The sequence below is a fragment of the Caballeronia glathei genome, from assembly GCF_000698595.1.
In the GTDB taxonomy this organism is placed as follows: domain Bacteria; phylum Pseudomonadota; class Gammaproteobacteria; order Burkholderiales; family Burkholderiaceae; genus Caballeronia; species Caballeronia glathei.
Map to the genome: position 1 here is coordinate 1 of NZ_JFHC01000054.1, position 15,924 is coordinate 15,924.

Genomic DNA, 15,924 nt, shown 5'->3' on the forward strand with positions numbered 1-15,924 from the left:
ACCCCAACCCCAACCCCAAGCGCCAGCGAAAGCTGAACTACAATCGTGCACATGACGAAATCCGATATTTCACTGCCACGCATAGCGCTGCTCGCGACGGGCGGAACGATCGCGGGCCAGGCGGGCGACGCCTCAAAAACCGCGGGCTACAAGGCGGGTGTCGTAGGCGTCGACAAGCTTCTCGACGCCGTGCCTGCGCTCACGCAGGTCGCGCAGATTCACGCCGAGCAGGTGGCGAGCATCGACAGCAAGGACATGAGCACGGCGCTCTGGCTGACGCTCGCCGCACGCGTCAACGCGCTGCTCGAAGAGGACGACATCGACGGCGTTGTCATCACACACGGCACCGATACGCTCGAGGAAACCGCCTACCTCCTGCATCTGACCGTGAAGAGCGAAAAGCCCGTCGTGCTCACGGCCGCAATGCGTCCCTCCACCGCGCTCTCCGCCGACGGCCCGCTCAATCTGCTCAATGCCGTAACCCTCGCCGCGCACGACGGCGCGGCCGGGCAGGGCGTGCTCGTCGCGTTCAACAACCAGATCCACAGCGCGCGCGACGTGACGAAGACAAGCACCTATGCCGTCGATGCCTTCCGTACGCCGGAATTCGGCGCCCTCGGCTGGGTGCAGGATGGACGCGTGGACTTCCAGCGCGGCGTCGTGCGCCGCCATACCGTCGGCAGCCAGTTCGATCTTCCCGCGGCGCTGCCCGCCGTCGAGATCGTGACGAGCTACGCCGGCGCATCGCGCACGGCGATCGATGCGTTCGTCGCGGCAGGGGTGAAAGGGCTGGTCGTCGCCGGAACGGGCAACGGCTCGATTCATGCGGCGCTTCAGCAGGCGCTCGCCGACGCGGTGAAGCAGGGCGTCGCGGTAGTGCGCTCGTCGCGCGTCGGCTCGGGCCACGTGATGCGCAACGGCGCCGCACCCGACGACGCGCTCGGCTCGGTCAGCGCGGGCACGCTCAACCCGTACAAGGCGCGCGTGCTGCTGATGCTCTCGATTGCCGCCGGTATCACGGATGCGACGGCGCTCCAGCAACTATTCGACACGTACTGAAACAAAAAACGCGAACCGGGGTTCGCGTTTCGTTCATGCTCGGGACGGCTTCCGCAGACTTCACGCAGCCGGAATGCGCAGCACCTGTCCCGGATAGATCTTGTCCGGGCTCTTCAGCATCGGCTTGTTCGCTTCGAAGATCACATCGTTCTTCGCGCCGTTGCCGTAATACTTTTCTGCGATCTTCCACAGGTTGTCGCCGGAAACCACCGTGTGGAACTGCGACTCGGGTGCCGCATTCGGCACGGTGATCTGGTCGTTCACCTTGTCGACGTGCTGCACGTTGCCCGCCGCAACCAGGATCTTCTCCTTGGTCGCCTGGTCGGCCGCCTGGCCCGACACCGTTACCGTGTGCGAGGCGCCGTCATACGTGACTTCCATGTTATCGGCGGAGAGCCCCTGCGCGCGGATGTAGACCGCAATGGCGTCGCCGGCCTTCTTGTTGAGCGCGGCGACATCGACAGGAGCCGCAGCGGGCGTGGCCTGAGCAGGTGCCGATACCGCGCCGAACAGCTTTTCACCCGCGTCCTTGATAAAACTGAGAATTCCCATTGTTTCAACTCCTTAAGTGACAGTGGTGGAAGGGCTCGCGAAGTCTAGGCAATTTAGTCGCGCGTTCCACCAGATAGTTCTGAGATTTGTCAGCCAGAGTTGTAAAACAGAAAGGGTCGGGCCAACCGGGCCAACCCTTTCCTGGTGCATTCAATAGACTTGAGACAAGAAATCCGACGCGGACACCCGACGAAAACCGTCTGACCGACCAAGGCTTCCCCGGCGCCCGCCGGGTGCCGCTCTCGGACCCCACTTGCCGCCCTCAGCCCAGAGCGGCATGTTGTCCCGCGTGCCCATACGCGGGACGCCCCACGGTTCAGGCTGCCTTCGCCGCTTCCACCGGCTCTTCGGCAACCTTGAAGTTCGACATGATTTCCAGTGCGCGCACGAGGCCGGAATGGTCCCATGCCTTGCCGCCGTTCGCGGCGCACACGCTGAAGAGCTGCTGCGCGCTTGCCGTATTCGGCAGGGCAAGGCCCATCTTGCGTGCACCATCGAGTGCGAGATTCAGATCCTTCTGGTGCAGTTCGATGCGAAAGCCCGGGTTGAACGTGCGCTTGGTCATGCGCTCGCCGTGCACTTCCAGAATCCGCGACGATGCGAAGCCGCCCATCAGCGCCTTGCGCACGCGTTCCGGATCGGCGCCCGAGCGCGATGCGAAGAGCAGGGCCTCGGCCACGGCCTCGATGTTCAGCGCGACGATGATCTGGTTCGCGACCTTGCAGGTCTGGCCCGCGCCGTTGTCGCCGATGAGCGAAATGTTCTTGCCCATCAGTTCGAACAGCGGCTTGGCGAGATCGAAGGAACGCTGCGGGCCGCCGACCATGATCGTGAGCGTCGCTTCACGCGCGCCCACTTCGCCGCCCGAAACCGGCGCGTCGAGATAGTCGCAGCCGAGCGCGTTGATTTTCTTCGCGAACTCCTGCGTGTCGAGCGGCGAGATCGAGCTCATGTCGATCACGAGTTTGCCTTTCGTCAGACCTTTGGCGACTCCGTCGTCGGCGAAGAGGACGGCCGCGACGTCGGGCGTGTCCGGGACCATCGTGATGATGATCTCGCTCGTCAGCGCGACGGCGGTGGAGTCGGGGACCACGCTCGTTTGCTCGCGGATGTCGTCCGGCACCGGAAACTTGCCGTTCACGACCAGCTTGTGCCCGCCCTTCAGAAGGTTGCGCGCCATGTGCGCGCCCATGATGCCGAGGCCGATGAATCCGATTGTTGCCATTCTCAAGTATCTCCCTTGTCGATCAGAGTGGGCGCTGTCGACCGGAGTCAGCGCTCAAGCGCTTGCTCTGGTCTCATGCGCGTGCTCTGGTCCCATCCAAAATGGTTGCTGATGTCTTACGCAGCGGCGCGTGCGTTGTTCGATGCGGGCCAGCCCGCGATTTCCTGAAGCCAGGAGAGGCCCTCGGCCGTCGTCGAGCGCGGCTTGTATTCGCAGCCGATCCAGCCTTCGTAGCCCACCGAGTCGAGCAGGGCGAACAGGTACGCGTAGTTGATCTCGCCCGTGCCGGGTTCGTTGCGGCCCGGGTTGTCGGCGAGCTGGACATGCGCGATCGACGGCAGGTTCTTCTTGATCGTCGCGGCCAGTTCGCCTTCCATGCGCTGCATGTGATAGATGTCGTATTGCAAAAACAGGTTGTCCGAGCCGACCGCGCGGATCACGTCCAGTCCTTCTGCCGAGCGGTTGAGCGCGAAGCCGGGAATGTCGTACGAATTGCACGGCTCGACCAGCAGGCGGATGCCTTCCTTCTTCAGCGCTGCGGCGGCGAAACCGAGGTTCTCGATCATCGTCGCGCGGGCCTGCTCGCGGCTCACGCCCGCCGACGGAATCCCGACGAGGCAGTTCAGTTGCGGCACCCTCAGCGCCTTCGCGTATTCGATCGCGCGTCCGACGCCTTCGCGGAACTCGCTTACGCGGTCCGGCAGGCACGCGATGCCGCGTTCACCCGCTTCCCAGTTGCCCGCGGGCAGGTTATGCAGGACCAGCTTCAGGTTGTTGTCGGCGAGGCGGCTTTGCAGGTCGCCGATCGAATACGGGTACGGAAACAGGAACTCGACCGCTTCGAAGCCCGCGTCCGCCGCCGCCGCGAAGCGGTCGAGGAACGGGACTTCGTTGAACAGCATGGTCAGGTTCGCAGCAAATTTCGGCATGTTCTCTTCCTGATGGTCGGTCAGTGGTTGCTACAGGCGCTTGCTTCGGACGGCCGCTCAGTCGAGTGGCGTGATTGCGGTCGGCGCGTCTTCCTTGCGTTCCGCGAGTTCTTCGAATTCGTTGATGGCGTCGATTTCGGTGCCCATCGAGATGTTCGTCACGCGCTCGAGGATCATTTCGACCACCACCGGCACGTTGAACTCCGCCATCAGCGCCTGGGCCTGCTTGAGCGCGGGAGCGATGTCCTCGGGCTTGAACACGCGCAGCGCCTTGCAGCCGAGGCCTTCGGCCACCGCGACGTGATCGACGCCGTAGCCGTCGAGTTCCGGCGCGTTGATGTTGTCGAACGCGAGCTGCACGCAGTAGTCCATGTCGAAGCCGCGCTGTGCCTGGCGGATGAGGCCCAGGTACGAGTTGTTCACGACCACGTGGATGTACGGCAGCTTGAACTGCGCGCCGACGGCGAGCTCCTCGATCATGAACTGGAAGTCGTAGTCACCCGAGAGCGCGACGATCGGACGCTGCGGATCGGCTGCACGCACGCCGAGCGCTGCCGGAATCGTCCAGCCGAGCGGGCCCGCCTGGCCGCAGTTGATCCAGTTGCGCGCCTTGAACACGTGCAGGAACTGGGCGCCCGCGATCTGCGACAGACCGATCGTCGTGACGAAGCACGTGTCGCGGCCGAACGCCTGGTTCATCTCTTCATACACGCGCTGCGGCTTCATCGGCACGTTGTCGAAGTGCGTCTTGCGCAGCATCGTGCGCTTGCGGTCCTGGCAATCCTTGACCCATGCGCTGCGATCCTTGAGCTTGCCCGCGGCCTTCCATTCGCGCGCCACTTCGACGAACAGTTCGAGCGCGGCCTTCGCATCCGACACGATGCCGAGGTCCGGTCCGAACACGCGACCGATCTGCGTCGGCTCGATATCCACGTGCACGAACTTACGGCCCTTCGTATAAACCTCGACGCTGCCCGTGTGGCGGTTCGCCCAGCGGTTGCCGATGCCGAGCACGAAGTCGGAGGCGAGCATCGTTGCATTGCCGTAGCGGTGCGCCGTCTGCAGGCCGACCATGCCGGCCATGAGCGGATGGTCGTCCGGAATCGCGCCCCACGACATCAGCGTCGGGATCACCGGCACGCCGAGCGTTTCGGCGAACTGCACGAGCAGGTCTTCCGCCGCGGCGTTCAGCACGCCGCCGCCCGAGACGATGAGCGGCTTGTCCGCGTCGTTGAGCATCGTGAGCGCTTTTTCGACCTGGCCGCGCGTCGCTTTCGGCTTGTAGATCGGCAGCGGCTCGTAGGTGTCGATGTCGAATTCGATTTCGGCCATCTGCACGTCGATCGGCAGGTCGACCAGCACCGGGCCCGGGCGGCCCGAGCGCATCAGGTGGAACGCCTGCTGGAACACGCGCGGCACGAGCGCCGGCTCGCGCACCGTCACGGCCCATTTCGTGACGGGCTTCGCGATCGATTCGATGTCGACGGCCTGGAAGTCTTCCTTGTAGAGCCGTGCGCGCGGTGCCTGGCCAGTGATCGCGAGAATCGGGATCGAGTCGGCCTGGGCCGAGTAGAGGCCGGTGATCATGTCGGTGCCCGCCGGGCCCGACGTGCCGATGCACACGCCGATGTTGCCGGGCGCCGCGCGGGTGTAGCCTTCGGCCATGTGCGATGCCCCTTCGACGTGCCGTGCCAGCACATGGCTGATGCTGCCCGCCTTGCGCAATGCCGAGTAGAACGGGTTGATCGCCGCGCCCGGCACGCCGAACGCGGTGTCGATGCCTTCTTTCTCCAGCACGAGGACGGCTGCGTCGACGGCTCTCATCTTGGCCATGAGTGTCTCCTTCCTTTTATCTCTTCCGAATGTTTCCGACTGCATCAAGCAGGGCTGAGATGAACTTTAAGCGCGCACTAAAGGTTTGATAAGATCAGCTCAGGTCGCTTTCTTCGAAACAAAAAGTATCGAATGACGAATTGCAGGCAGGAGACGGCAGATGGACCGCTTCAAGCAGATTGAGACGTTCGTGCGGGTCGCGGATGCGGGAAGCCTCGCCGCGGCGGCGCTGGAGGAGGGCGTGTCGCCGGTGATTCTCGGACGGCGCATCGACGCGCTGGAAAAGCGCCTCGGCGTGAAGCTGATGTATCGCTCGACGCGCCGGCTCGTCGTGAGCGAGGACGGCGCGGCCTTCCTCGAGCGCTGCCGCAACCTGCTGACCGAGTGGGATCAGGCGGAAAACGAGCTCGCCGCCGGGCGGCGGGCGGTGAACGGGCATCTGATCGTGTCGGCGCCGGCGGCTTTCGGGCGCATGCATGTGGCGCCGCACGCGCCGGCGTTCATCGCCGACAAGCCCGAATTGCAGATGTCTTTCAATCTCACCGACCGCGTGGTGGACCTCGTGCGCGAGGGCTACGACTTGTCGATCCGCATCGGCGGCTCGGTCGATCCGAACTTCGTGGCGGTGAAACTCGCGGGCAACCGGCGCGTGGTGTGCGGCACGCCCGGCTATTTCAGGAAATACGGCAAGCCGAAGACGCTGGAGGACCTGCCGGCGCACAACTGCCTCGCGTTCAACCTTCAGGGGGGGCAGAACCGCGGCTGGTATTTCCGGCGCAACGGCAAGCTCGCGACGGTGCGCGTGTCCGGCAACCTCGACTGCAACGACGGCGAATTGCTGCACCGCTGGATGTCGGAAGGGCTCGGGCTCGGCTGGCGCTCGACGTGGGAAATCCAGCGGCAACTGGCGGCGGGCGAACTGGAAACCGTCCTGGACGAATTCGCGCTGCCCGACTACGACATTCTGGCGGTCTACCCGCAGCAGCGCTACGTGCCCGCGAAGGTTCGCTACTTCATTGATTACCTTAAGGAAATTTACGCCCAGCCGGATTACTGGAGCCGCGTGCCGTAAGATCGGGCACTTTTTTCGTGCGGGTTCTCCGGCGCGGGACCGGCGAAGCGCTAAATCCTTGAAAAGACAGCGGAAGTAAATCGCGAAATATCCGCGAAGCTTGCGCGGGAAGCCACCGCCGGTTACAATCTTCGGCTTCTCACTTGCCGCACCGGTCCGACGCCCGGGCGGCTTTAATCCACAAGTCAGTACAAGGAGTGAATATGCGTCATTACGAAATCGTATTTATCGTGCATCCCGATCAGAGCGAGCAAGTGCCCGCCATGATCGAGCGCTACAAGGGCACGATCACCACGCACGGCGGCCAGATCCACCGTATCGAAGACTGGGGCCGTCGCCAGTTGGCCTACATGATCGAGAAACTCGCGAAGGCTCATTACGTCTGCATGAACATCGAGTGCAATCAGGAAACGCTCGAAGAACTCGAACACGCGTTCAAGTTCAATGACGCGGTCCTGCGCCACCTGATCGTCAAGATGAAGAAGGCCGAAACCGGCCCGTCGCCGATGATGAAGGAAGTGCAGCGCGAAGAAGCCAAGAAGGCGGCCTCCCAGCCGACCGAAGCGCAGGCTTAAGTTACCGGGTCTAGCGACCCAGGCTATCAAGCCACCAGGAACTAGATGAACCGGCTGCAACTGACAGCGAGCGTCGTGGAACGCGAACCGGTGCGGTACACCCCCGCCGGCGTGCCGATCGCAAGCTGCACGTTGCATCACCGCACGGAAGTCGTCGAAGCGGGCATTGCCCGCCAGATCGAACTGACGATGCCCGCGGTAGCCGCCGGTGAGGCGAGCGGCAGGCTGGAAAGCTGTCCGATGGGCGTGGAGACACGTTTCACCGGCTTTCTGGCGAAAAAGAGCCGCAACGCGCGAACCCTGGTGTTTCACATCACAGAATTGCAGGACATTGGAAAGGACTGAACATGCCCCGCCCGACTGGTAAGAAATTCGACAAGCGTCGTCAGCAACAAAACCCGCTCTTCAAGCGCAAGAAGTTCTGCCGTTTCACGGCAGCCAGTGTCGAGTACATCGACTACAAGGACACGGAAACGCTGAAGGACTTCATCGGCGAAAACGGCAAGATCACGCCGGCGCGCCTGACGGGTACGAAGGCTCACTATCAGCGTCAGCTCGACACGGCGATCAAGCGTGCGCGTTTCCTCGCGCTGCTGCCGTACACCGACCTGCACAAGGCCTAATCGGACGACGTAAAAAAGGAACAGCCAAATGCAAATCATTCTTTTGGAAAAAGTCGTCAACCTGGGCAACCTGGGCGACATCGTCAAGGTCAAGGACGGCTACGCGCGCAACTTCCTGATCCCGGGCAAGAAGGCCCGCCGTGCAACGAAGGACGCAATCGCCGAATTCGAAGTGCGCCGCGCCGAGCTCGAAAAGGTCGCCGCTGAAAAGCTGGCTGCCGCGACGGCTCAGGGCGAAAAGCTGAACGGCTCGACCGTGCAGATTTCGCAGAAGGCCGGCGTCGACGGCCGCCTGTTCGGTTCGGTCACGAACGCGGACATCGCGGAAGCGCTGAAGAAGCAAGGCTTCGCCGAAGTGGAAAAGGCGCAGGTGCGTCTGCCGGAAGGCCCGCTGAAGATGGTCGGCGACCACTCGGTGCAGGTTTCCCTGCACACGGACGTCCTGGTCGACATCACGGTGTCGGTGCTCGGCGAACACGCCTGATGCCGCGGGCGTCGAGTGCTGACGCCCGACGCCGGATGCAGTAAAAGAAGGGCAGGAACCGCGCGCGGTTCCTGCCTTTTTTGTTGTCCGCGATCCGTCATTTCATCGATAATTCCACCCCATGAACGCACCGTCTAAAGACCCGCAACTCGATGCGCTGAAAGTCCCGCCGCATTCGATCGAAGCCGAACAGTCCGTGATCGGCGGCCTCTTGCTGGACAACGCCGCGTGGGATCGCATCGCCGATGTCATGTCGCACAGCGACTTCTACCGCTACGATCATCGGATCATTTACGAGCATATCGGCAAGCTGATCGCGACCACGCGGCCCGCCGACGTGATCACGGTCCACGAAGCGCTCACCACGGCGGGCAAGGCGGAGGAGGTCGGCGGGCTCGCCTACCTGAACGCGCTCGCGCAGAACACGCCGAGCGCGGCGAACATTCGCCGCTACGCGGAAATCGTGCGCGATCGGGCGGTATTGCGGCGCCTCGTCTCGGTCGCCGACGAAATTTCCGCCGATGCTTTCAATCCGCAAGGCAAGGAAGTGCGGCAACTGCTCGACGAAGCGGAGGCGAAAGTCTTCTCGATCGCCGAAGACGGCGCGCGCGGCACGCAGGGTTTTCTCGAAATCGGGCCGCTCCTGACGCAGGTCGTCGAGCGCATCGACACGCTCTATCACACCGCGAACCCGAGCGACGTGACCGGCACGCCGACGGGCTTCGTCGACCTCGACCGGATGACGTCCGGCATGCACGGCGGGGAGCTGATCATCGTGGCGGGGCGGCCGTCGATGGGCAAGACGGCGTTTTCGATGAACATCGGCGAATACGTCGCGGTCGAATACGGCCTGCCGGTCGCGGTGTTTTCCATGGAAATGCCGGGCACGCAGCTGACGATGCGTATGCTCGGCTCGGTCGGCCGGCTCGACCAGCACCGCATGCGGACCGGCCGCCTCACCGACGAGGACTGGCCGAAGCTCACCCACGCGGTGCAGAAGATGAGCGAGGCGCAGCTTTTCATCGACGAAACCGGCGGCCTCAATCCGATGGAACTGCGCTCGCGCTCCCGCCGCCTCGCGCGGCAGTGCGGCAAGCTCGGCCTCATCATCGTCGACTATCTGCAGCTGATGTCCGGCTCCGGCAACAGCGGCGAGAACCGCGCGACGGAAATCTCGGAAATCTCGCGCTCGCTCAAGAGCCTCGCGAAGGAGCTCGACGTGCCGGTGATCGCGCTGTCGCAGTTGAATCGCGGCCTCGAACAGCGGCCGAACAAGCGTCCGATCATGTCCGACCTGCGCGAATCCGGCGCCATCGAGCAGGACGCGGACGTGATCCTCTTCATCTACCGCGATGAAGTCTACAACCCCGACAGCCCGGACAAGGGCACCGCGGAAATCATCATCGGCAAGCAGCGTAACGGTCCGATCGGCCCGGTGCGGCTCACGTTCCACGGCCAGTACACCAAGTTCGACAACTTCGCGGGCGCGCAGAGCTTCTACGGCGGCGACTGAAAAATCGATCGGGCCGGTACATCCGGCCGCGTGTCAATGCGCTCCCGGGATGCGGTTGACATGCAACAACGCAACGGCCGGCGCGGTGCGCCGGCTGTCTTGCAAAGGTACAATGTGTCGGTTTGATGTCAGCCCCATATTGACCCATTTACCGGGATTTTCATGTTCGGTCGATTCATGCCCACTGAGGGCAAATTCTTCGAAATCTTCAATGCACATGCGAAGTGCATCGTCGCCGCGAGCCGCGAGCTCGAACTGCTGATCGACAATCTCGAGGACGCCGAGATCCACAAGCAGAACGTCCAGACCAATGAAAAGCGTGCGGACAAGCTCACGCACGAAACCATCGACCTGCTGCACAAGACCTTCATCACGCCGCTCGACCGCGACGAAATCCACAAGCTGATCACCACGATGGACGACATCCTCGACCTGATGGAGGACGTCGCCACGGCCATTTCGCTTTACGACGTGCGCGCCGTCACGTCCGAGGCGAGCCAGCTCGCGCACATCTGCACCGCCACGTCGGTGCGCGTGCAGCAGGCCGTTGAGCTGCTCGCGGACATGAAGCGCGCAAGCGACATCCTGAAGATCTGCGAGGAGATCGACCGCCTGGAATCGGACGCGGACCGCGTGCTGCGCGCGGCGATGTCGAAGCTCTTTCGCGAGGAAGACGACGTGAAGACGCTCATCAAGCTGAAGGCGATCTACGAACTGCTGGAAACGATCACGGACAAGTGCGAGGACGTCGCGAACATCATCGAAGGCATCGTGCTGGAAAACGCCTGATTCCGGCATGGCACTCATCCGGCTGACCGGCCACGCCCCTGCGGCGGGCCGCTTCGCCAGTCACCGGGCCGAATAGGGCCGACTTGGGCCGACTAGGGCCAAAAGCGGCCACAAACAGCCACAAGCGGTCAAGAAACGGTTAAAAAACCACCACCGAATGCATTCGATTCAACTCGCAATCTGGGCTGTCGCCACGCTCGTCATCGTCGCACTCGTGTTCGACTTCATGAACGGCTTCCACGACGCAGCCAACTCCATCGCGACTGTCGTTTCCACCGGCGTGCTCAAGCCGCAGCAGGCGGTCGCATTCGCCGCCGCCTTCAACGTCATCGCGTACTTCGTCTTTCACCTGAAAGTGGCCGCCACGGTCGGCAAGGGCACGATCGACCCGGCCATCGTCGACCATTACGTGATTTTCGGTGCGCTCGTCGGGGCGATCGGCTGGAACATCGTCACGTGGATCTACGGCATTCCGTCGAGTTCGTCGCACGCGCTGATCGGCGGGCTGGTCGGCGCCGCGCTCGCGAAGTCGGGCTGGAGCGCGCTCAACATCGACGGGCTGCTCAAGACGGTTTCGTTCATCTTCATCTCGCCGCTGCTCGGGTTCGTGCTCGGCTCGTTCTTCATGCTGCTCGTGTCGTGGATGTACTTCCGCACGCCGCCCTCGCGCGTCGACCGGCGCTTCAGGCGCATGCAGCTCGTGTCGGCGGGGCTTTACTCGCTCGGTCACGGTGGCAACGACGCGCAAAAAACCATCGGCATCATCTGGATGCTGCTGATCGCGACGGGCTACGCGTCCGCCACGGCCGACGCGCCGCCCGTGTGGGTGATCGGGCTGTGCTACCTCTCGATGGGCCTCGGCACGCTCTTTGGCGGCTGGCGCATCGTGCGCACGATGGGCCAGAAGATCACGAAGCTCAAGCCCGTCGGCGGGTTCTGCGCAGAAACGGGCGGGGCGATCACGCTGTTCGTCGCCTCGTTCCTCGGTATTCCGGTGTCGACCACGCACACGATCACCGGCGCGATCGTCGGAGTCGGCGCGACGCAGAAGTTCAGCGCGGTGCGCTGGGGCGTCGCGGGCAGCATCGTGTGGGCGTGGATTCTGACGATTCCGGCGTCGGCGGCACTCTCCGCCGCCGGCTGGTGGCTCGGCCACCGCTTCCTGTAAGTTTTCCTGCCGACGCGCTGCTCAGATGAGCGGCGCCGAGACACCGTCCATCGGGATGATGGCGCCCGATACATAGCTCGCGCGGCGGCTCGCCAGAAAGAGGGCGACGTCGGCGATTTCCTCCGGTTTTGCATAGCGGCCGAGCGGCACTCGCGACTGGCTGCCCGCGAGCGCCTCGTCGCGCGTGATGCCCTGTTGCTGCGCTTCGAGCGTGAGCGCTTCCTCGACGCGCTCCGTCAGCGTCGCACCCGGATTGATCGCGTTGATGCGGATGCCGAGCTTCGCGTAGTGATGCGCGAGTCCGACCGTCGCGAGCATCAGCGCCGCGTTCGCCGCGCCGCCCGCGATGTGGATGTCGCTCGCGATCTTGCCCCCCATTCCGATGATGTTCACGATCGCCCCGGGTTCCGCGTCCGGATTCGCCCGCGCGCGCTCGGCCATTTGCTTCAGCACGATCTGCTGCGGAAAGACGTAGGAGAAGTATTTCGCGTCCATGGCGGCCCTGAACGCGGCGGCGTCGAGCATATCCGGGTCGTAGCGCTTTGCCGCGCCCGCGCTGTTGACGAGGATGTCGATCGGGCCGAGCGCGCTCGTCGCTTCCTCGACGATGTCCTGCGCGCTGTGGGCCTCGTGCAGGTCCGCGCGGGCGAGGTGGACGTGATAGCCCGATGCGGCGAGCTGCTCGCGGGCGCGCGCGAGGTTGGCCGGATCACGCGACACGATCGCCACCTTCGCGCCTTCACTTGCGAACGCGCGCGCGCACGCGAATCCGATGCCCTTGCTGCCACCCGTAATCAGGACAACTTTGCCCGCGAGTCCCAGGTCCATGACGTTTCGCTCCTATCTAGCCGAGATAATCGGAACACGATAGCAGAGACACGGGGCGAAGGTTAGTCACCGCCATTGGCGAAGCGTGCGATCGGGTCGTCGCTGGCAACGGGGCGGGGCGCGGCGAGCGATCCCGTCGAGGCGCGCATCACGCGCACGGGCGGCTCCGCGGCGGCGGGTTGCTGCACCGAGCGCGCCTGCTGCGCGGCGAGGCGCGCGGTGGGCGGCGGGGGCTCGAAGGCGTCGGCGACGGCGGCGATCGGGTCGGGAGCGTCCGAGGCGGCGGCCACCGCCGGCGATACCGCGCCCGCTGCCTGCGCCTGCCGCTGCGCGGCTGTGAGCGCGGACGGCGGCGGCTCGAACTGATCTTGCGCGATGGCGGCGGCTTGCGGCTGTGCGCGCGCCAGCGCGGCGGTAACCGCGACGCGCTCCTGACGCTGCGCGGCCGCCCGCGTTTCGACCGGCTCCGCTACGCCCGGCTGCGCACGCGCGCTCGCCGCGGCAGGCGCGGCCGGCGCGGCCGGCGCCGCAGCGGGCGAGGCCAGATAGACCGGCGCATCGAACGGCGTGGGCGCGGACTTCGGCGGCGCGACGCGCCGGATGCCGTCGAAACGCTTGGCCCAATAGGGATTCGTCAGGTAATCGAGCCGCACGGTGCCGCCCGTCGACGGCGCGTTCACGAACCGCAGCTTGCCGACATAGATGCCGACATGCGAATGCGGCCGCCCGGTCGTGTTGAAGAAGATGAGGTCTCCGGGCGCCACTTCGTCCGGCTCGACGGATTCGCCGCGCGTGCTCATGTCAGCGGTCGTGCGCGGCAGGTTCACGGACGCCGCGCGATCGACCACGTACCGCACGAGCCCGCTGCAATCGAACCCCGCTTCCGGCGTATTGCCGCCCCAGCGATACGGGACGCCGACGAGCGACATCGCCTGGATGGAGATTTCCTCGCGTCCGACGCTGTGATCGACGAAATTGGGAAAGCCCGACGGCGTCGGAAACGTGCGAGTGGCGGCGGAACTGGCGGCTGGCTTGCGTGACACCTGCTGCGGCGCGCTCCCACACGCGGCAAGGAACAGGGTGACGACCAGCAGGAACCAGAATCGACGCATTTCGGAGGGCGAGCGAACACTCGCCAGAGCAGGCGGTCTATCGATACTAGTCCGCCACACGGGCCCGCGGCAAGCGTTCCTGATGTTTTACTTGAGGTGTGCGCCGTAAGTGTTGCGCGGCCGGGACGAAAACCCGATGAAAGAACGCCGCAACAGCCTTTCGAAAATGAAAACGGCCCGGCAGGGAGATCCCTGCCGGGCCGTCAATGAGCGCGCGAGCGCTTAGAGAATATCGGACGCGTAGTCCGCGAGCCGTGAGCGTTCGCCGCGCGCGAGCGTCACGTGGCCGCTGTGGGTCCAGCCCTTGAAGCGGTCGACGACATACGTGAGCCCCGAACTCCCTTCGGTCAGGTACGGCGTGTCGATCTGCGCGATGTTGCCGAGGCACACGATCTTCGTGCCCGGACCCGCGCGCGTGACGAGCGTTTTCATCTGTTTCGGCGTCAGGTTCTGCGCTTCGTCGATGATCACGTACTTGTCGACGAACGTCCGGCCGCGCATGAAGTTCATGCTCTTCACCTTCAGGCGCGAGCGGATCAGTTCCTGCGTCGCCGCGCGGCCCCATTCGCCGGCGGCGTCGTCGGTCTTCTGGAGGACTTCGAGGTTGTCGTCGAATGCGCCCATCCACGGCTGCATTTTTTCTTCCTCGGTGCCCGGCAGGAAGCCGATGTCCTCGCCGACCGGAACCGTCGCGCGCGTCACGATGATCTCGTTGTAGCGCTTGTCGTCGAGCACCTGCGCGAGGCCGGCGGCGAGCGCCATCAGCGTCTTGCCGGTGCCCGCCTGCCCGAGCAGCGTGACGAAATCGACATCCGGGTTCATCAGCAGGTTGAGCGCGAAATTCTGCTCGCGGTTGCGTGCCGTGATGCCCCACACGTTGTTCTTGTGGTGGCCGTAGTCGCGCAGCGTCTGCAACAGCGCCGTCTTGCCGTTCAGCTCGCGCACGACCGCATGGAACGACGGCTCGCCGTTCTGCGGCTCCAGGTAGACGAACTCGTTCACGAGCATGGACGCGCACTGCGGACCCGTCACGCGGTAATAGGTCGTGCCGGTCTTGGTGTCCTGCCAGCTTTCCATGCCCTTCGCGTGCTTCGTCCAGAAATCCTGGGACAGCGCGCGCACGCCGGAATAGAGCAGGTCCTTGTCCTCGAGAACCTGGTCGTTGAAGTAGTCCTCGGCCGGGAGGCCCAGCGCATGGGCCTTGATGCGCATGTTGATGTCTTTCGACACCAGCACGACCTGGCGGTCCCCGCGCTCCTTCTGCAGCGCCCGCACGACGCCGAGGATCTGGTTGTCCGCCTTGCCGACGGGCAGCCCCTCGACCGGCTCGATGTCGGTGAGCGTGGTCTGGAAGTACAGGCGGCCGAGCGCGTCGCGGTTGCCCTGCGCCGAGAGCGGCAGTCCCGCCGACATCTCGCCCGCGTGCGCGACGAGCGCATCGAGCGTGCGGCTCACCTGACGCGCATTGCGCGCCACTTCCGACATGCCCTTCTTGTGGTTGTCGAGCTCCTCGAGCGTCATCATCGGCAGATAGACGTCGTGCTCCTCGAAGCGAAAGAGCGAGCTCGGATCGTGCATCAGCACGTTCGTGTCGAGCACGAAGAGCTTGCGCATCTCCGCTTCCGGCTGGCCACGCTGACGGCGCTTGTTCTGCGCGCGCGGCTGCGCGGCGGCCGTGGCGGAATCGTCGCCGCGGGCTTCGCGGGCCTGACGGGCCAAAGGCCTGGCGACTTCGTCTTCGTCGGCGCGCGGCGAGGGAACGGGCTGCAGCAGGGCAGCCGTCTGCTTGAGGCGGCGGCGGCTGGAGGCGGGCGCCGGAGCGTCGGCGGGGACGCTTTTGCCCTGGGCGAGCGTATCGCTCGCGACGGCCCGCAGGGCGGTCGCCGCGTTGGCTGCCGCGGGCCGCGTGCTGCCAACGGCGTTCACCGCAGTGCCATAGTCGTCGGTTTCGGCTGCGTCGGTCTCGCCCGCCTGTTTCTTCAGCTGTTTCGCAGGCCGGGCTTTGGCCTTGTATTCTTCAGACGGCAGAAGGTTGCCGAGCTTGGCTGGGGCGGTAGGCAAAGGCATGGTTTCCCTCGAAAGGAATCGGATCGTATGTCGTGCGCCGCCTGTCGCATCCTGCTTCTACCGTGACACTGAAAACGGGTCGTGCAGTTTGCGCC

Annotated in this window: 16 protein-coding genes; 9 read left to right on the top strand and 7 right to left on the bottom strand. The window is 64.4% G+C overall.

Annotation, left to right across the window (positions count from 1 at the left end; all coding sequences use genetic code 11):
* Positions 1-51: 51 nt before the first annotated feature.
* Complete coding sequence (locus tag BG61_RS27190) at positions 52-1,059, top strand: asparaginase (RefSeq protein WP_035933529.1); 1,008 nt, start codon at positions 52-54, stop codon at positions 1,057-1,059.
* A 60-nt stretch (positions 1,060-1,119) separates the two neighbouring features.
* On the opposite strand, the gene lysM is transcribed toward BG61_RS27190, so the two are convergent.
* The 4 genes from lysM to gcl all read right to left on the bottom strand — a co-directional run bounded on the left by lysM (position 1,120) and on the right by gcl (position 5,598).
* Positions 1,120-1,611: a peptidoglycan-binding protein LysM gene (gene lysM, locus BG61_RS27195; RefSeq protein ID WP_035933526.1), complete on the bottom strand. Its 492-nt coding sequence runs from the start codon at positions 1,609-1,611 to the stop codon at positions 1,120-1,122.
* Between the two features lie 316 nt (positions 1,612-1,927).
* Entirely contained in the window at positions 1,928-2,836 is a 909-nt protein-coding gene (locus BG61_RS27200) for a 2-hydroxy-3-oxopropionate reductase (protein WP_035933524.1), read from the bottom strand.
* 116 nt (positions 2,837-2,952) lie between these two features.
* Positions 2,953-3,765, bottom strand: coding sequence for a hydroxypyruvate isomerase (gene hyi, locus BG61_RS27205; RefSeq protein ID WP_035933522.1), 813 nt, complete (start codon positions 3,763-3,765; stop codon positions 2,953-2,955).
* Positions 3,766-3,822: 57 nt separating this feature from the next.
* Entirely contained in the window at positions 3,823-5,598 is a 1,776-nt protein-coding gene (gene gcl / locus BG61_RS27210; protein ID WP_035933519.1) for a glyoxylate carboligase, read from the bottom strand.
* 160 nt (positions 5,599-5,758) lie between these two features.
* Here gcl and BG61_RS27215 point away from each other — a divergent pair, with 160 nt between their 5' ends.
* The 8 genes from BG61_RS27215 (at position 5,759) to BG61_RS27250 (ending at position 11,822) form a co-directional block, all read left to right on the top strand.
* Complete coding sequence (locus BG61_RS27215; protein WP_035933517.1) at positions 5,759-6,670, top strand: LysR family transcriptional regulator; 912 nt, start codon at positions 5,759-5,761, stop codon at positions 6,668-6,670.
* A 203-nt stretch (positions 6,671-6,873) separates the two neighbouring features.
* Complete coding sequence (rpsF, locus tag BG61_RS27220; RefSeq protein ID WP_035933514.1) at positions 6,874-7,245, top strand: 30S ribosomal protein S6; 372 nt, start codon at positions 6,874-6,876, stop codon at positions 7,243-7,245.
* A 45-nt stretch (positions 7,246-7,290) separates the two neighbouring features.
* Positions 7,291-7,590, top strand: a complete 300-nt coding sequence (priB, locus tag BG61_RS27225) for a primosomal replication protein N (protein ID WP_035933512.1) — start codon at positions 7,291-7,293, stop codon at positions 7,588-7,590.
* A gap of 2 nt (positions 7,591-7,592) precedes the next feature.
* Positions 7,593-7,868: a 30S ribosomal protein S18 gene (gene rpsR / locus BG61_RS27230; RefSeq protein ID WP_035933509.1), complete on the top strand. Its 276-nt coding sequence runs from the start codon at positions 7,593-7,595 to the stop codon at positions 7,866-7,868.
* Between the two features lie 28 nt (positions 7,869-7,896).
* On the top strand, positions 7,897-8,352 hold the full coding sequence (gene rplI / locus BG61_RS27235) for a 50S ribosomal protein L9 (RefSeq protein WP_035933506.1): 456 nt from the start codon (positions 7,897-7,899) through the stop codon (positions 8,350-8,352).
* 121 nt (positions 8,353-8,473) lie between these two features.
* Positions 8,474-9,865, top strand: a complete 1,392-nt coding sequence (locus BG61_RS27240; protein WP_035933505.1) for a replicative DNA helicase — start codon at positions 8,474-8,476, stop codon at positions 9,863-9,865.
* A 162-nt stretch (positions 9,866-10,027) separates the two neighbouring features.
* The gene (locus tag BG61_RS27245; RefSeq protein WP_035933504.1) at positions 10,028-10,654 is read left to right on the top strand and encodes a DUF47 domain-containing protein; all 627 of its coding nucleotides are present in this window, start codon (positions 10,028-10,030) and stop codon (positions 10,652-10,654) included.
* A 157-nt stretch (positions 10,655-10,811) separates the two neighbouring features.
* On the top strand, positions 10,812-11,822 hold the full coding sequence (locus BG61_RS27250; RefSeq protein ID WP_035933503.1) for an inorganic phosphate transporter: 1,011 nt from the start codon (positions 10,812-10,814) through the stop codon (positions 11,820-11,822).
* 21 nt (positions 11,823-11,843) lie between these two features.
* Here the strand turns inward: BG61_RS27250 and BG61_RS27255 are convergent, their stop codons facing one another.
* From BG61_RS27255 to BG61_RS27265, 3 genes are all read right to left on the bottom strand, one after another.
* Positions 11,844-12,650: an SDR family oxidoreductase gene (locus BG61_RS27255; RefSeq protein ID WP_035933500.1), complete on the bottom strand. Its 807-nt coding sequence runs from the start codon at positions 12,648-12,650 to the stop codon at positions 11,844-11,846.
* A gap of 62 nt (positions 12,651-12,712) precedes the next feature.
* Positions 12,713-13,762 (bottom strand): C40 family peptidase, encoded by a 1,050-nt coding sequence (locus tag BG61_RS27260; protein ID WP_035933498.1) that lies wholly within the window; start codon positions 13,760-13,762, stop codon positions 12,713-12,715.
* Between the two features lie 222 nt (positions 13,763-13,984).
* Entirely contained in the window at positions 13,985-15,829 is a 1,845-nt protein-coding gene (locus tag BG61_RS27265; protein WP_035933495.1) for a PhoH family protein, read from the bottom strand.
* Positions 15,830-15,924 lie beyond the last annotated feature (95 nt).

Excerpts from the sequence above, each read along its gene's own strand:
- BG61_RS27240 (WP_035933505.1), top strand. The coding sequence starts at position 8,474 with ATGAACGCACCGTCTAAAGACCCGCAACTCGATGCGCTGAAAGTCCCG.
- BG61_RS27190 (WP_035933529.1), top strand. The coding sequence starts at position 52 with ATGACGAAATCCGATATTTCACTGCCACGCATAGCGCTGCTCGCGACG.
- gcl (WP_035933519.1), bottom strand. The coding sequence starts at position 5,598 with ATGGCCAAGATGAGAGCCGTCGACGCAGCCGTCCTCGTGCTGGAGAAA.
- BG61_RS27200 (WP_035933524.1), bottom strand. The coding sequence starts at position 2,836 with ATGGCAACAATCGGATTCATCGGCCTCGGCATCATGGGCGCGCACATG.
- rpsR (WP_035933509.1), top strand. The coding sequence starts at position 7,593 with ATGCCCCGCCCGACTGGTAAGAAATTCGACAAGCGTCGTCAGCAACAA.
- BG61_RS27215 (WP_035933517.1), top strand. The coding sequence starts at position 5,759 with ATGGACCGCTTCAAGCAGATTGAGACGTTCGTGCGGGTCGCGGATGCG.
- rpsF (WP_035933514.1), top strand. The coding sequence starts at position 6,874 with ATGCGTCATTACGAAATCGTATTTATCGTGCATCCCGATCAGAGCGAG.
- lysM (WP_035933526.1), bottom strand. The coding sequence starts at position 1,611 with ATGGGAATTCTCAGTTTTATCAAGGACGCGGGTGAAAAGCTGTTCGGC.
- BG61_RS27265 (WP_035933495.1), bottom strand. The coding sequence starts at position 15,829 with ATGCCTTTGCCTACCGCCCCAGCCAAGCTCGGCAACCTTCTGCCGTCT.
- BG61_RS27255 (WP_035933500.1), bottom strand. The coding sequence starts at position 12,650 with ATGGACCTGGGACTCGCGGGCAAAGTTGTCCTGATTACGGGTGGCAGC.
- BG61_RS27260 (WP_035933498.1), bottom strand. The coding sequence starts at position 13,762 with ATGCGTCGATTCTGGTTCCTGCTGGTCGTCACCCTGTTCCTTGCCGCG.
- BG61_RS27245 (WP_035933504.1), top strand. The coding sequence starts at position 10,028 with ATGTTCGGTCGATTCATGCCCACTGAGGGCAAATTCTTCGAAATCTTC.
- hyi (WP_035933522.1), bottom strand. The coding sequence starts at position 3,765 with ATGCCGAAATTTGCTGCGAACCTGACCATGCTGTTCAACGAAGTCCCG.
- rplI (WP_035933506.1), top strand. The coding sequence starts at position 7,897 with ATGCAAATCATTCTTTTGGAAAAAGTCGTCAACCTGGGCAACCTGGGC.
- BG61_RS27250 (WP_035933503.1), top strand. The coding sequence starts at position 10,812 with ATGCATTCGATTCAACTCGCAATCTGGGCTGTCGCCACGCTCGTCATC.
- priB (WP_035933512.1), top strand. The coding sequence starts at position 7,291 with ATGAACCGGCTGCAACTGACAGCGAGCGTCGTGGAACGCGAACCGGTG.